This is a genomic window from Nonomuraea angiospora, assembly GCF_014873145.1.
Taxonomy (GTDB): domain Bacteria; phylum Actinomycetota; class Actinomycetes; order Streptosporangiales; family Streptosporangiaceae; genus Nonomuraea; species Nonomuraea angiospora.
Map to the genome: position 1 here is coordinate 7,110,180 of NZ_JADBEK010000001.1, position 12,183 is coordinate 7,122,362.

Annotated in this window: 13 protein-coding genes and 1 pseudogene; 2 read left to right on the forward strand and 12 right to left on the reverse strand. The window is 70.1% G+C overall.

Annotated elements, in window-relative coordinates; genetic code table 11:
* Positions 1-150: 150 nt before the first annotated feature.
* The gene (locus H4W80_RS32140) at positions 151-636 is read right to left on the reverse strand and encodes a nuclear transport factor 2 family protein (protein WP_192788505.1); all 486 of its coding nucleotides are present in this window, start codon (positions 634-636) and stop codon (positions 151-153) included.
* Positions 637-739: 103 nt separating this feature from the next.
* Between H4W80_RS32140 and H4W80_RS32145 the strand changes: the two genes are divergently transcribed.
* Positions 740-1,333, forward strand: coding sequence for a TetR/AcrR family transcriptional regulator (locus tag H4W80_RS32145; protein WP_192788506.1), 594 nt, complete (start codon positions 740-742; stop codon positions 1,331-1,333).
* A 160-nt stretch (positions 1,334-1,493) separates the two neighbouring features.
* On the opposite strand, the gene H4W80_RS32150 is transcribed toward H4W80_RS32145, so the two are convergent.
* The 11 genes from H4W80_RS32150 to H4W80_RS32200 all read right to left on the reverse strand — a co-directional run bounded on the left by H4W80_RS32150 (position 1,494) and on the right by H4W80_RS32200 (position 11,589).
* Positions 1,494-2,387 (reverse strand): SDR family NAD(P)-dependent oxidoreductase, encoded by an 894-nt coding sequence (locus H4W80_RS32150; RefSeq protein ID WP_192788507.1) that lies wholly within the window; start codon positions 2,385-2,387, stop codon positions 1,494-1,496.
* A 128-nt stretch (positions 2,388-2,515) separates the two neighbouring features.
* Positions 2,516-2,848 carry a DUF4331 family protein gene (locus tag H4W80_RS32155; RefSeq protein WP_192793859.1) on the reverse strand — a complete coding sequence of 111 codons (333 nt, stop codon included), beginning with the start codon at positions 2,846-2,848 and terminating at the stop codon, positions 2,516-2,518.
* Between the two features lie 23 nt (positions 2,849-2,871).
* Entirely contained in the window at positions 2,872-3,399 is a 528-nt protein-coding gene (locus H4W80_RS32160) for a hypothetical protein (protein ID WP_192788508.1), read from the reverse strand.
* 154 nt (positions 3,400-3,553) lie between these two features.
* The gene (locus tag H4W80_RS32165; RefSeq protein WP_192788509.1) at positions 3,554-3,769 is read right to left on the reverse strand and encodes a biotin/lipoyl-binding carrier protein; all 216 of its coding nucleotides are present in this window, start codon (positions 3,767-3,769) and stop codon (positions 3,554-3,556) included.
* Between the two features lies 1 nt (position 3,770).
* The gene (locus H4W80_RS32170; RefSeq protein ID WP_192788510.1) at positions 3,771-5,135 is read right to left on the reverse strand and encodes an acetyl-CoA carboxylase biotin carboxylase subunit; all 1,365 of its coding nucleotides are present in this window, start codon (positions 5,133-5,135) and stop codon (positions 3,771-3,773) included.
* The gene (locus tag H4W80_RS32175; RefSeq protein WP_192788511.1) at positions 5,132-5,917 is read right to left on the reverse strand and encodes a LamB/YcsF family protein; all 786 of its coding nucleotides are present in this window, start codon (positions 5,915-5,917) and stop codon (positions 5,132-5,134) included. The genes H4W80_RS32170 and H4W80_RS32175 overlap by 4 nt, the downstream gene beginning before the upstream one ends.
* The gene (locus tag H4W80_RS32180; protein WP_225963787.1) at positions 5,917-6,912 is read right to left on the reverse strand and encodes a 5-oxoprolinase subunit C family protein; all 996 of its coding nucleotides are present in this window, start codon (positions 6,910-6,912) and stop codon (positions 5,917-5,919) included. The genes H4W80_RS32175 and H4W80_RS32180 overlap by 1 nt, the downstream gene beginning before the upstream one ends.
* The gene (locus H4W80_RS32185) at positions 6,912-7,874 is read right to left on the reverse strand and encodes a carboxyltransferase domain-containing protein (protein WP_192788512.1); all 963 of its coding nucleotides are present in this window, start codon (positions 7,872-7,874) and stop codon (positions 6,912-6,914) included. The genes H4W80_RS32180 and H4W80_RS32185 overlap by 1 nt, the downstream gene beginning before the upstream one ends.
* A gap of 10 nt (positions 7,875-7,884) precedes the next feature.
* Entirely contained in the window at positions 7,885-9,447 is a 1,563-nt protein-coding gene (locus H4W80_RS32190; RefSeq protein WP_225963788.1) for a purine-cytosine permease family protein, read from the reverse strand.
* A gap of 130 nt (positions 9,448-9,577) precedes the next feature.
* Positions 9,578-11,080, reverse strand: a complete 1,503-nt coding sequence (locus tag H4W80_RS32195) for a helix-turn-helix domain-containing protein (protein WP_192788513.1) — start codon at positions 11,078-11,080, stop codon at positions 9,578-9,580.
* A gap of 131 nt (positions 11,081-11,211) precedes the next feature.
* On the reverse strand, positions 11,212-11,589 hold the full coding sequence (locus H4W80_RS32200) for a hypothetical protein (protein WP_192788514.1): 378 nt from the start codon (positions 11,587-11,589) through the stop codon (positions 11,212-11,214).
* A gap of 33 nt (positions 11,590-11,622) precedes the next feature.
* On the opposite strand from H4W80_RS32200, the pseudogene H4W80_RS32205 reads away from it, so the two are divergent.
* Positions 11,623-12,007 (forward strand): annotated as a pseudogene (locus H4W80_RS32205) (response regulator transcription factor).
* The last annotated feature ends 176 nt before the right edge of the window (positions 12,008-12,183 follow it).

A 12,183-nucleotide genomic window follows, 5' to 3' on the forward strand; every position in this document is an offset into this window, starting at 1 on the left:
CAATATCCGACGGCCGCAAGTCTTCCACGCTCCCCGCCGCTGCATCTCGGCCTGGTGCTCGAACCGGCTGCCAATCCGCCGGTTCGAGCACCAGGCCCCGGCTGGCGAAGGAGTCGGCGTCCTGACCCAAGAACCCTACGACCGGATCGGTCAGCAGCCGGGCGCGCCGAAGGTATTGCAGAATGTCACCGGATTGCCGTACTCCAGCCCTTTCACCACTCGCCCGCCGCGCCATTCGAAGTGGTACACGTACACGTTCTGGTAGGGGCGGCCGTCGGCGGTCGTGAAGTCACCGTTGGCCTGGACGAACGACTCCTTGCCGTCGGCGCTCACGCTCACCTTGACGTTGACGAAGTCGATTCGTCCCATGATCGTGAAGGCGTTCTTCACGTACGCCAGCACCTCGGTCTTGCCTGTGAAGTGGGCGGCGTCCTCTCTTCGACCGGTGAATGACAGCGGCAGCGTCAGAGTGGCGTCGGCGTCGAAGAGCGCCGACACGGCTTGGAGATCCTTGCGTTCGAACGCGAGGATGAGCGCCTTCGTTCGCCGTTTGGTGTCCTGAGCTCGACTCGAAGCTGACGCGGAGGCGGGGAAGGATGCAGCAAGGGCAAAGAGCGCTATCGCTAGGGCCAGCATGTTTCGTGTCCTCATGATGCTCCTCGATGACAGTGTGATACTGAGTATCCTATGAGATTCGATCTCATTATGCATCAATGAGGGACTCACTAGACTGTCCGGCATGGATCGGCAGCACGGGCTGGCAAGCTCGCTCCGGGAGCTCAAGCAGCAGCGGGCCCGGGAAGCGCTCGTCGAGGCCGCACATGCGTTGTTCGACGAACGCGGCTTTGAGAGGGTCACGGTCACGGACATCGCCGCGCGTGCCGAGGTCGGACGGGCTACGTTCTTCCGCTACTTCGGTGACAAGCAGGAGGTCGTCTTCGCCGACGTCGGCGAACTCGATGCGGCGATGGCCGAAGCCGCACGGATCCCCTCCGGCGGCCCGATCGGCGCCTCGATGCCGGCCGCGCTGGCCTTCGTGCGCGCCGTGGTGGTCTCCTACATGCTGCGCTTGACGGCCGAACCAGACACCTACGCGCGGCACGAGCGACTGGTGGACAGTCACCCCGAATTGCAGGCGCGCAGCCTCATCAAACAGCGCCGGTACGCCGAGGCGCTCCGAGGCTTGCTAGAGGACAGAGGAGCTGAGCACGAGACCGCAGCCATGGCCGCGGAGATCGGTCTGGCCGCCTTCTACGCCGGGCGCAGGATCGCCGGCAACGATCCCGAGCGCCTGCCCGGAGCCGTCGAGGCGGCGTTCGATCGCCTTACCTGACTGCTCCTCTGCCGTCGGTGTTCCACATGCCGACGATCTGACCGTCGAGGACATCACAGACCGCGCCTATACCGCCACCCGCCAATTCTTCGCCCTGGCGGAGAGCGGCCTCCTCTAACCCGGCCATGATGTCCCGACGGCAGCATCAAGGCCGCCTCGCTCAGATTCCCGCCAGCATGCCGCCGTCCACCAGCACGGACACTCCGGTCAGGAAGCTCATGTCCTCGGAGGCCAGCGCGAGGGCCGCCGTGGCCAGTTCCTTCGGCCTGGCCATCCGCTTGAGCCCGTCGATGCCGGGTTGCGGGCCGGCCTTGAGCGCCGCCCATTCCTCGTCGCTGGCGTCGGGGGCCATGATGGACCGCCAGCCGTCCACCATGGCGGTGTCCGTGGTGCCGGGGGAGAGCGCGACGACCCGGATCCCGGAGGCGCCGAGCTCGACGGCGGCCGAGCGCACGAGGCCGGTCACCGCCCCCTTGCTGGCGGCGTACGCGCCGGCGTACGGCCTGGTGGCGAACTCGTTGGCCGAGCCCGTCACCAGAATGACCCCGCCGCCCGACTCCTTGATGTGGGGGGCCTGATACTTGATCCCGAGCCACACGGCCCTGGAGTTGGTGGCCAGCGTGTCCTCCCACTCCGCCAAGGTCATGTCGGTGAGGTACTTGCGGTGCTGGACACCCGCGTTGTTCATCGCGACGTGCAACCCGCCGTACGTCCGCACGACCCGGTCCACGAAGGTCTGGAGCTGGCGGGGGTCGCGTACGTCGGCCTTGATGTAAGTGGCCTCCCCGCCGCTCTGCTTGATCTCCCGTTCCACCTGCCAGCCGAGGTTCTCGCGCCGTCCGCAGAAGCCCACCTTGGCACCCTCGCCAGCGAAGGCGATCGCGGCCTCCCTGCCGATGCCCGAGGTGGCGCCGGTGACGAGCACCACCTTGCCCTCGTACCGCCTGCCCGTGGCCGCCGCGGCCGGAGCCGCCTGCGCCATCGCCATCCCCGCCACGCCGGCCATCCCGGCTGCTCCGGCCAGCAGCGAACGGCGCCCAACATAACTGCTCATCGCCCTTACCCTCATCTTCGAACAGTCCGCATATGCAAGTGATTGCTCGCAAAAATATACGAGCTTTCGCTCGCGTTTGCAAACCGCGATCGGTCACGCAGGCGTCGAGGGACGTTGCCCGGCCTCCCTCACCTTCCGAAGATCCGGCCCCTCGGCGAAGGCGTGCAGGCGTACGGGCTGGGGCCGGCGGGTTCTCCCATGAGCATTCGGATGGTGATGGCGCCGACGTCGTCGCCGAGTCGACGGCCGTTGGGGAAACCCTGCATGTCCCCGCCGAGTAGGCCGAAGCGGTTCGGTCGGTTGGTGGGCGCGGTGGTCATGTTGAGCCGTAGTTCGTCAGATGGCGCGAACGCCAGTGGATCGGCGTCCTGGTTGAGCAGTTGAGAGTTCAGAACGGTGTCGATCAGCCCGGGCGCGCAGCGTCTCGGATCAGAGCGGCCCTGGCCGCAACGAGGGACCAGGGCCGTGTCTTTCCACGATCAGATCAACACCTGATGCGCCGGTAATGAACCTTGTCGTGGAACGTTATCGACTGACTGCCGCGAAGGACCGAGAACACATGCAGCTTCGTCTGGATGCGGTAAAGCTGGCTACCGCCCGAGCACTTCCAGCGCACGTCCTGCTTGATGGTGAAGGCCGGTGTCGCGTTGCTGTCCTTGGCGGATCGGGTGGCCTTGGTTCGCCAGTAGCCGAAGCCCCGGTACTGCTGCAGCGTGGTCGTGATCGACATGTGCCGGCCCCAGCCGCCCTTGTTGCAGTGCAGCTGCCTGCTGGATTTGATGTACCGGCCCTTCTTGTAGGGCGGTATGTGGCGCTGCCAGCCGCGACATTGGGGGTGGTAGGCGGTGTCGAAGCCGTCCTTGCGCGTCCAACGCGGCGCGGCCGACTGAGCGCTGGTGGCCTGGGGTCCGGCGCCGCGCTCTTCCGGAGCGGCGTTGGCCGACGCGGTCGCGAGCAGGGGACTCAGGAGGGCGGCGGTCGTCAGGGCCGCCTTCCCGGTGATCGACGTCATGGTTCCGTGATTCATGAAGTGACGGCGGGCCTGCTTGTCAGAGTGCGTCGCCCGGCCCGTTGTTCCGTCGTTCGGACGTCTGGCCTTTCGAGTCCACTCTGCGGCGGTCAGGCTCGCGCGTCTGTGTCGAAGTGCACACTCGTGGAACTTTTTGTCAGGAGATCTCCGCGATCAGATCCCCTTCGTCCAGGACGTCACCTTCGCTGACGGGCAGCGCGGTGACGACGCCGGACGTCTCGGCCTCGACAGGGATCTCCATCTTCATGGATTCGAGGATCACCAGCGTGTCGCCGGCGGCGACGCTGTCGCCCGTGGAGACGAGCACCTTCCAGACGTTGGCCGCCAGGTCGGACGTGATCTGCTGGCCCATCTCAGCTTCCTTTCCTTGGGGTGGCGCGCATCCGCGCGACCAGCGCGGTGCTGTACGAGCCGTCGGCGAACTCGGGTTCGTCGAGGAGTTCGGTGAAGAAGGGCAGGTTCTGCTTCGGACCCGCGATCGTGAAGGTGGCCAGCGCGTCCCGTGCCCTGGCGAGCGCGTCCTCCCGGGTGCCCGCGTGCACGACCAGCTTGGCCATGAGGGAGTCGTACGCGGGGGTGACCCGATTGCCCTGCCCGTAGGCGGAGTCGACGCGGATGCCGTCGCCGGACGGCTCGTTCCAGGCGTTGATCGTCCCCGGGCCGGGCAGGAACCGCACTGGATCCTCGGCGTTCACGCGGAACTCGATGGCGTGCCCGCGCGGGCGCAGCGTGGTGAGGTCCATCGACGGCGGCTCGCCCGCCGCGACACGAAGCTGTTCCTCGACCAGGTCGACGCCCCACACCGCCTCGGTGACCGGGTGCTCGACCTGCAGTCGCGTGTTCATCTCCAGGAAGACGAACCCCTGGGCGCCCGGTTCGCCGTACACCAGGCACTCGACGGTGCCCGCGTTGCGGTAACCGACGGCCTTGCCCACCTGCACGGCCGCGGTGAGCATCTGCTCGCGCAGGTCCGGGTCCAGGCAGGGGGACGGGCTCTCCTCGACGAGCTTCTGGTTGCGCCGTTGCACCGAGCAGTTGCGCTCTCCGAGGGCTATGACGGCACCGTCAGCGAGACCCAGGATCTGCACCTCGACGTGCCGTGCGCCGGCGTAGTAGCGCTCCAGCAGGATCGCCGGATCGCCGAACAACCGCTCGGCGAATCCGGACACGGCCGCGTACTGCTTGCGCAGGTCGTCCTCGTCGTGGGCGACGGCCATGCCCATGCCGCCGCCGCCCGCCGCGGCCTTGACCATCAGGGGATAGCCGATGGCCGCCGCGGCTTCGAGCGCGGCGGCCTCGCCCGCCACCGGCTCCGGGGTGCCGGGCGCGACCGGGACCCCGGCGGCGGCGACCGCGTTCCGGGCGTTGATCTTGTCGCCCATCAGCTCGATGACGTCCGGCGCGGGACCGACCCAGACCAGTCCAGCCTCCTGGACGGCGCGGGCGAAGCCGGCGTTCTCCGACAGGAAGCCGTAGCCGGGATGGACGGCCTCGGCGCCGGTACGGCGGGCTGCCGCCAGCACCTTCTCGGCGTTGCGGTAGGACTCGGCGGGAGCCGCGGGGCCGAGCTCCACCGCCTCGTCGGCCTCGCGGACGAACGGCAGGTCGGCGTCGGCGTCGCTGTACACCGCGATGGTGCGCAGGCCGAGCCGCCGCGCGGTGCGGATGATCCTCCGGGCGATCTCGCCGCGGTTGGCGACCAGCAGAGACTCCATCATCGGCGGCCTCCCTCCGCTGAGCTGCCGAGCAGCACGGCCAGCGGGGCCAGCTCGATCCCGTGGCCGGTCAGCGCCCTGTGCACCGCCTCGGCGATCTCCGGGCCGTTGGGCGCGTCGCCGTGCAGGCACAGGGACACCGCGTCCACGTCGAGTTCGGTGCCGTCGTCGGCGGCGACCTTGCGCTCCAGCACCATGCGGACCGCGCGGCGGGCGACCAGCTCGGGGTCCCACGCCTTCTTGACCGGCTCGATGACGAGCTTCCCCGTACGGTCGTAGTGCAGGTCGGGGAACGCCTCCAGGACCAGCCGCACCCCCTCGGCGGCCACGGCGTCCGCCGCGGCGGAGGTGAGCAGCATCAGCGGCAGCGACGCGTCCACCTTGGCCACCGCCCGGGCGATCGCGGCCGCGACGGCGGGGTCCTCCGAGGCCATCACGTACAGCGCGCCGTGCGGTTTGACGTGCGCCAGCCGGCCGCCGGCAGCCCGCACGAAGGCCTGCAGGGCGCCGAGCTGGTAGAGGCAGTAGTCCTCCAGGTCCTCGGCCGGGATCATCATGCGGCGGCGGCCGAAGCCCATCAGGTCGGGGAAGGCCAGATGCGCGCCGATGGCCAGCCCCTGCCGCACCGCGGCGGCCACCGTGCGCCGGATCGTCGGCGGGTCCCCCGCATGGTAGCCGGTGGCGATGTTGACCGAGGTCAGGTACGGCATCATGCCGAGGTCGTCGCCGAGGCTCCAGCGGCCGAAGCTCTCGCCCATGTCGCAGTTGAGGTCCACGCGCGGCATCAAAGCTCCTCGTAGTGGTGCGGGTCGGTCGTGTAGTCGACGCGGGCGGCGAGCGCCAGCGCCTCGTCCAGCGACACCTCTCGGAAGCGGATCAGGTCACGGCCGGGACGGAGCTGGCCGACCTTCCACAGTCCGGCCTGGACGACGGCGGCGATCACGGTGAAGCCGCCCGCGGTCGGGCCGTCGGGCCCGAGGATGACCGGCACGTCCCCGTTGGTGTTGATGCCGCCGATCGGGTAGCTCCCGTCCAGCACGTTGGACGGGTGCCCGCCCGCGACCCCGCCGGACGGCCTGGCCCACTGGAAGCGATGCGACTCCAGCCGGGTGCCGACGCGGTTGGAGTTGAGATCGACCTTCCACTCCCGGCCGACCAGATCCTTCCAGTCCTGCTCGGTGAGGAAGTCGGGGTCCGCGTGCGGGCCGCGCATCACCTCCACCTCCCAAAGGTTGGCCAGCGCGGGCCGCAGCGACGCCGGCACGCGGAGCCGCGGTGGCGGCGCGGTCACCGCCCGCGCCCGCAGGACGTCGCCCTTCACCAGAGCCCGGCCCTCGACGCCGCCGATGCCGCCCATGGTGTACGTCGCCCGCGACCCCATCACCATCGGGACGTCGATGCCACCCGCCACCGCCAGGTACAGCCGGAACCCCGGCCCCTTGACGATCGAGCAGGCGATCTCGTCCCCGGGCACCACCCGGACGGTCTCGCCCAGCGGCATGGGCCTGGAATTCAGCCGGAGGCCCGAGCCCTCGGCCCCGGTGACGGCGACCCAGGTCTCGGCAAGGGCACGCAACGTGAGCCGGCCCATCGGGATCTCCAGCGCGGGCGCCCCCGGTTCGTTGCCGACCAGCGCGTTGGCGATGCGGAAGGACACGTGGTCCATCGGCCCGGAGGGGAAGAAGCCCTTGGACTGCAGGCCGCGGCGGCCGGGGTAGTCCTGGACCAGGGTCTGCAGCCCCGGCATGACGATGTCGAAGACCGCGTGCGAGTCGGTCATCACGGCACCTCCGTTCTGGCCGCGGCGGCCTCGCGGGCGGACCGCAGCGTGTCGGCCTCGGCGCGCACCTCGGCGGCGCGGGCGAGGTAGTCGGTGACCGAGAACTGGTCGTTCTCGATCACGTACTCGTAGCGGTTCTCCAGGACGTCCCTGCGGGCCGCCAGGAGCTGGTCCTCGCTCACGGGCTCGAATCGCACCCGGTCGCCCGGCCGGATCAGGATCGGATCGTCGCGGAACACCTCGTGCCTGGCCAGGACGTCGTAGACGGGTACGGTCCGGCCGAACAGCTGGTAGCCGCCCGGCGCCTCCACCGGGTAGATCGCCACGCAGGGTCCCCCGATGCCGACCGCCCCCTCCGCCGTCCAGGTGCGGGTCGGGTTGTATTTCGGCACGGTGATGGCGTTGCGCGGATCGAGCGGGAACATGAACGGCAGGCCGGGGAAGAAGCCGGTGTACGCGTTCCACCACTCTGTGCCGGTGACCGCCGCGTACAGGGCGTCCCGGCCGGACAGGCCGTTGTACTCGACGATGTAGTCGATGTTGGAGTTGTCGCGGATGTTGGGCGCCTCCTGCCGGATGGTCGTCGCGTAGCGGCGGACCGCTTCGCGGCTCTCGGAGTCGTCGAACGCGATCGGCAGCGTGATCAACCGGCTGGGCAGGACGAGCGAGCGTACCGACCGCTGCGCCCGGTGCGCCTCGTCGACCGCGTCGATGAGCGCCTTCCGGTCGATGATCGCGGGCTCGTGGTGCAGCAGCAGCGAGCGGAAGCCCGGTGCGGCCTCCACCAGCCCCGGCACCGGATGCTCGGCGAGATGGGCCGTGACGGCGGTCACGAAGAAGTTCAGCTCCAGGTCGAGCGCCATCTCGCCGTACTCGACGAGGACGTGGCGGTCACCGGCGGCCCGGTAGACGATGGCCGGCCGGTCTCCTTCGGCCGGACGGCGGTTGATGATGGCGGTCATGGTTCCTCTCTCAGCGGCCGGCCGGCGCGGTGGCACCGGCCGGAGCGGTCGAGTCGGCGGCGCAGGCGGAGCAGACGGCGGCTCCCCCCGCGTTCGGGTCGCGGTCCATCTCCACGGCCACGTATGACCGGTCGCAGGAGTGGCACCTGATGCGGGCCTCCCAGATGTCCTCGACCTCGTCTCGCGGGTCCTCCCCGGCAGGCCGTACGGCGCCGGGGGCGGTGACCAGGGCGGCGTAGTAGAGGCCCGCGGCGACGGCGACGGTGATCAGCGGTGCGAGCTGCGCGAGCACGGGGCTGGCCGACTGCTCGGTGAGCACGATCCCCACGGCGGAGGCCGCGAGCCAGGCCCCCGCGCCCGCGGTCACCGGCTTGAGCCGCCGTGGCCGGAACTCGGGCAGGCCGTCACGGTCCGCGCCCCGCACCGCGATGTGCACCATCGCGATCGCGACCCACGCGGTCACGAAGACGCCCTGCCAGGCGAGCGCGCGCAGCAGGTAGCTCAGCACGTCGGTCAGCATGAACAGGTAGGCGAGCACGCCTGCCACGACGGTCCAGACGGCCCGCGGCAGCCTCAGCCGGAGTACCCGCGTGGCGAACGCGTCCAGGTTGGTGGAGGCGAGATAGTAGTTGGCGGTGTTGATCCGCGTCTGGGAGACGAAGATCACCAGTACGCCGGCGAAGCCCAGCGACCTGACGAACGCGGTGACCACACCCGTCTCGGTGCCCGCGATGTCCCAGGCGCGCAGCAGATAGATGCCGATCAGGCCGTTGACGGCGAAGGTGAAGGCGTAGAAGACCCAGCCGAAGGTGACCGTACCGTGGAACTTCTGGTCCTCCGCCCGGCCGAAGCGGGCGTAGTCCACGGTGTACATCATCATGATGTACACACCCATGTAGATCAGGTACGCGGTGAGCCAGCCGGGCAGCGGGCCGCTCGGCGCCGCCGACTGAAGCCAGTCCTGCGGGTAGCCCCGCTGGACCGTCGCCGCGATCACCACGGCGACCAGGCCGACCACGTACAGCGGCAGCAGCACGCCGTTGAGCTTGTCCAGCCAGGTCCGCACGCCGCCGATGACCAGCGGCAGCGCGTACGCCACGACCACGAGGTACCAGATCTCGATGGCGCCGCCGAAGTACTGCTGGAAGGCCACCGCGACGATCGAGCCTTCGAACACCGCGTAGTACAGCGCGGTCGCGGCGAAGATGAGCGGTGCGAGTGCCGAGCCCAGCATGCCGAACAGCCGCCGCGACAGCAGCGCGACCGTCAGGCCGGTGCGGGCGGCGTACCTGGACAGGACCAGGTTCACGACTCCAAAGGTGGCCACCGTCAGCACCATGCCGACGATGGTCGCCGGGGTGCCGACGGCGTCCGCCGCGGCCACGGCGACGTAGAGCCAGAACATGGCCGAGAACAGCGCCCACCAGGCCATGGCGAGCGACCATCGGCCGGATCGCCAGGACCTGGGCACGACATGGTTCGAGTAGTCCTCGGTGGCGGCCTCCTTGACGACCTTCGGGTCGTCGGTGAAGGAGACCTCCAGCGCCGGGGGGCCTGCGGAGGTGAGGGACATGCGGGTCTCCTGCGAGCTTTGGGGGTGACGTCGGCTCAGGCCAGGATGTGTCACGACGGCACGCCCGCCCCATCCGCGATCCGGGCAACCGCGCGAGCTGTTTGCGCCATTCGCGTAATTCGCGGTTAACTCACCTGTCCCGTACGGTGAACGCCATCCACAACTCCGCGCGCAGTCCCGGGTCGGAGAAGCGCCTGCCCAGCAGCGTCTCGGCGCGTCCGAGCCGGTAGGTGAGCGTCCGGCGGTGGACACCGAGCGCAGCCGAGGCAGCCTCCGTGTTGCCGTTGTGCGTCAGGAAGGTGCGCACGGTGCCGAGCAGGTCGATCCTGCGGGCCTCCTCGCTCTCCAGCGGGGCCAGCATCGCGATCGCCCATCCCTCCGCCTCGGCCGGGCCGACGTGCGCCAGCAGCCCGACGTCGGCGACGTCCCTGGTGGTCAGCAACGTGTACGGCGCGGAGGCCGGCACCGTGTCGGCGAGCGCGGCCACCCGCGGCCAGACACGAGCCAGGTCGGTCCATTCGACGGCCGCGCCGATCACGCCCCGGCCGCCCTTGACGGAGCTGAGCACCGACTGGAGCACGCCCACGTGCCCCTCCACGGCGGGCAGCACCACCACCATGCGGCCCCGCGCATCGCCCGCGACCAGCGCCGACACGATCTGCAGGCTGCGCTCGTTCTCCAGCGCAACCAGCAGGTCGCCGGGGTGCCCCGGGTCGGCGGTGACGACGGCGATGCGGACGAGCCCCTCGGGGAGCGGGATGCCCAGCGATTCGGCCGCCTGCTCGGCCGCGGCGTACCGGCCGGCCAGGACCAGGGCGAGCACCGTGGCCCGCTCTCTGCGTTCGCTGGCGAGCAGCTCCGCCGCCCGCGCGACCTCCAGCGAGAGCAGATCGACGGCGAGGTCGACCACGCCGCGATCGTGCCCGGACAGCGGATCCGGCCTGCCGACCGCGAGCACGCCCGCGGGCCGGGCCGGCTCGCTCACCGGCAGCAGGGTGACCCGGGTGTCACCGAGGTCGAACATCGCCGAATGCCAGGAGCCGGTGCGCGAGACCTCCAGCCGCACGCGTTCGGCGTTGCGCCGGGCGTGGTCGGGAGCGCCCGCGAGCACGTGACCCTCGCGCGAGAGCAGCAGTACCCACGCGTCGAGGTGCGCCGCCAGGCTGGTGACGATCGAACGGTGCGCGGGAGCCGTCAGGGCCGCCTTCACCAGGATCCGGTAGCGCTCCATCGCCGAGGTCTGCGCGGCCCGCTCGGCGGCGGCGATCCCGTCGGTCACGGCGCGCACCACGGAGCTGAACCGCGTCGGCTCCGACACCTCCACCACGCTCACCCCGAGCCGGTCGGCCGCCTCGACCAGCGTCGGCGGGACGATCGCGTGCCGCAGCCCCACCCCGAACCCCAGCGCGGGCACTCCCGCGCCCACCAGCCGCTCGACGTATTCGGGCCACTGGCTGCTGGTGCGCCCCAGGCTCAGCCCGGTCGTCAGCAACAGGGTGCCCTCGTCGAGGTATGGGGTGGGGTCGAGAAGCTCGCTGATGTGCGCCCAGCGCACGACGACGTCGCCGCGCCCGGCGCGCAGGGTCAGGCCGAGATCGCCTTTGGCGACCAGACTGGCGAGCGTCTCCGGCATCTGCCCAGGTTAACGGCTCGACGACCTGGCCAGACAGGGCGCCGGACCCGCCCGGTTCGTCGTACGGCCGGGTCGACTGGAGCGAGCCGACCCGCCGCCCGGCGTGTGCTTGACCGATCGCCCGGAACGGCTCACTGACCCCGGCCTGATCCGTGCCTTCCCCTGGCGCCGATCAGCGCATGAATCTGCAGCGTGCCGGCCGGAGGCGCATCGCCGCCGTGCACCCGCTCATCGCGGCGCGCCGCCCTGCTCCGGCGGACGCGTTCGCTGCGGCGTGCCGCCTCGGCGCGAAGGGCCGACTGGCCGCGCAGTGCCTGCCAGGCGGTGATGGCGAACAGGGCGCCGTAGCCGAAGATGACGACTCCGGCCAACTGGGCGCGGACGCGTTCGCCGCGCAGCCGGCCCACCCGGGCCGCGAGGGCGGCGAGGACGAGCGCCGTGAGCACGAACCCCTGGATGGAGTGCAGGCCGATGAAGTGCGGGACGCGCAGGTCGCCTGTGGGTGCCAAGAACGCGGCCGCCCTATTCTGATCAGGGGCGCGCTGGCCGCGCTGCTGGAGTTGGAGGACGACCTCACCGTCACCGCCGAGGCCGCCACCTCGACCGACGCCGTACGCCTGGCCCTGGAGCAGCGCCCGGACATCGCCGTCCTGGACCTGGATCATCCGCAACATCGCGGCCGGGCGACGCTATGTGGACCCCGACATCGCCTCCTCCGCGCTGACAGAGGGCGACTGCCCGCTCAGCGACCGCGAACTGGAGGTGCTGCGGGCGTCACGCACCGGCGCCTCGATCAGGGAGATCGCCGACCAGGTCCATCTGGCGCCGGGCACCGTACGCAACTACCTGTCGGCCGCCATGAGCAAGCTCGGCGTCAGCTCCCGCCACGCCGCCGCCCACCGCGCGTGGGAAGAAGGCTGGATCTGAGACGTCGCGATGACCTCCACCACTGATGACCGGTTAATGGCCTGGTCCAGCCCTGCGAAATGGTCCAGTGTCTTTCGGCACGGATCGCGTGCACGTGGGTTATGTCCTCCAGCCCCTCAGGTAGGCGTTAATGCAGGCTCGGTTCCGCGACACCGCGCCTGCGCCTGCCGGTAATT

What these genes read in the sequence shown, in the direction of transcription:
- H4W80_RS32150 (WP_192788507.1), bottom strand. Translation starts at nt 2,387, where the DNA reads ATGAGCAGTTATGTTGGGCGCCGTTCGCTGCTGGCCGGAGCAGCCGGG.
- H4W80_RS32160 (WP_192788508.1), bottom strand. Translation starts at nt 3,399, where the DNA reads ATGACGTCGATCACCGGGAAGGCGGCCCTGACGACCGCCGCCCTCCTG.
- H4W80_RS32170 (WP_192788510.1), bottom strand. Translation starts at nt 5,135, where the DNA reads ATGATGGAGTCTCTGCTGGTCGCCAACCGCGGCGAGATCGCCCGGAGG.
- H4W80_RS32140 (WP_192788505.1), bottom strand. Translation starts at nt 636, where the DNA reads ATGCTGGCCCTAGCGATAGCGCTCTTTGCCCTTGCTGCATCCTTCCCC.
- H4W80_RS32190 (WP_225963788.1), bottom strand. Translation starts at nt 9,447, where the DNA reads ATGTCCCTCACCTCCGCAGGCCCCCCGGCGCTGGAGGTCTCCTTCACC.
- H4W80_RS32145 (WP_192788506.1), top strand. Translation starts at nt 740, where the DNA reads ATGGATCGGCAGCACGGGCTGGCAAGCTCGCTCCGGGAGCTCAAGCAG.
- H4W80_RS32195 (WP_192788513.1), bottom strand. Translation starts at nt 11,080, where the DNA reads ATGCCGGAGACGCTCGCCAGTCTGGTCGCCAAAGGCGATCTCGGCCTG.
- H4W80_RS32175 (WP_192788511.1), bottom strand. Translation starts at nt 5,917, where the DNA reads ATGCCGCGCGTGGACCTCAACTGCGACATGGGCGAGAGCTTCGGCCGC.
- H4W80_RS32180 (WP_225963787.1), bottom strand. Translation starts at nt 6,912, where the DNA reads ATGACCGACTCGCACGCGGTCTTCGACATCGTCATGCCGGGGCTGCAG.
- H4W80_RS32165 (WP_192788509.1), bottom strand. Translation starts at nt 3,769, where the DNA reads ATGGGCCAGCAGATCACGTCCGACCTGGCGGCCAACGTCTGGAAGGTG.
- H4W80_RS32185 (WP_192788512.1), bottom strand. Translation starts at nt 7,874, where the DNA reads ATGACCGCCATCATCAACCGCCGTCCGGCCGAAGGAGACCGGCCGGCC.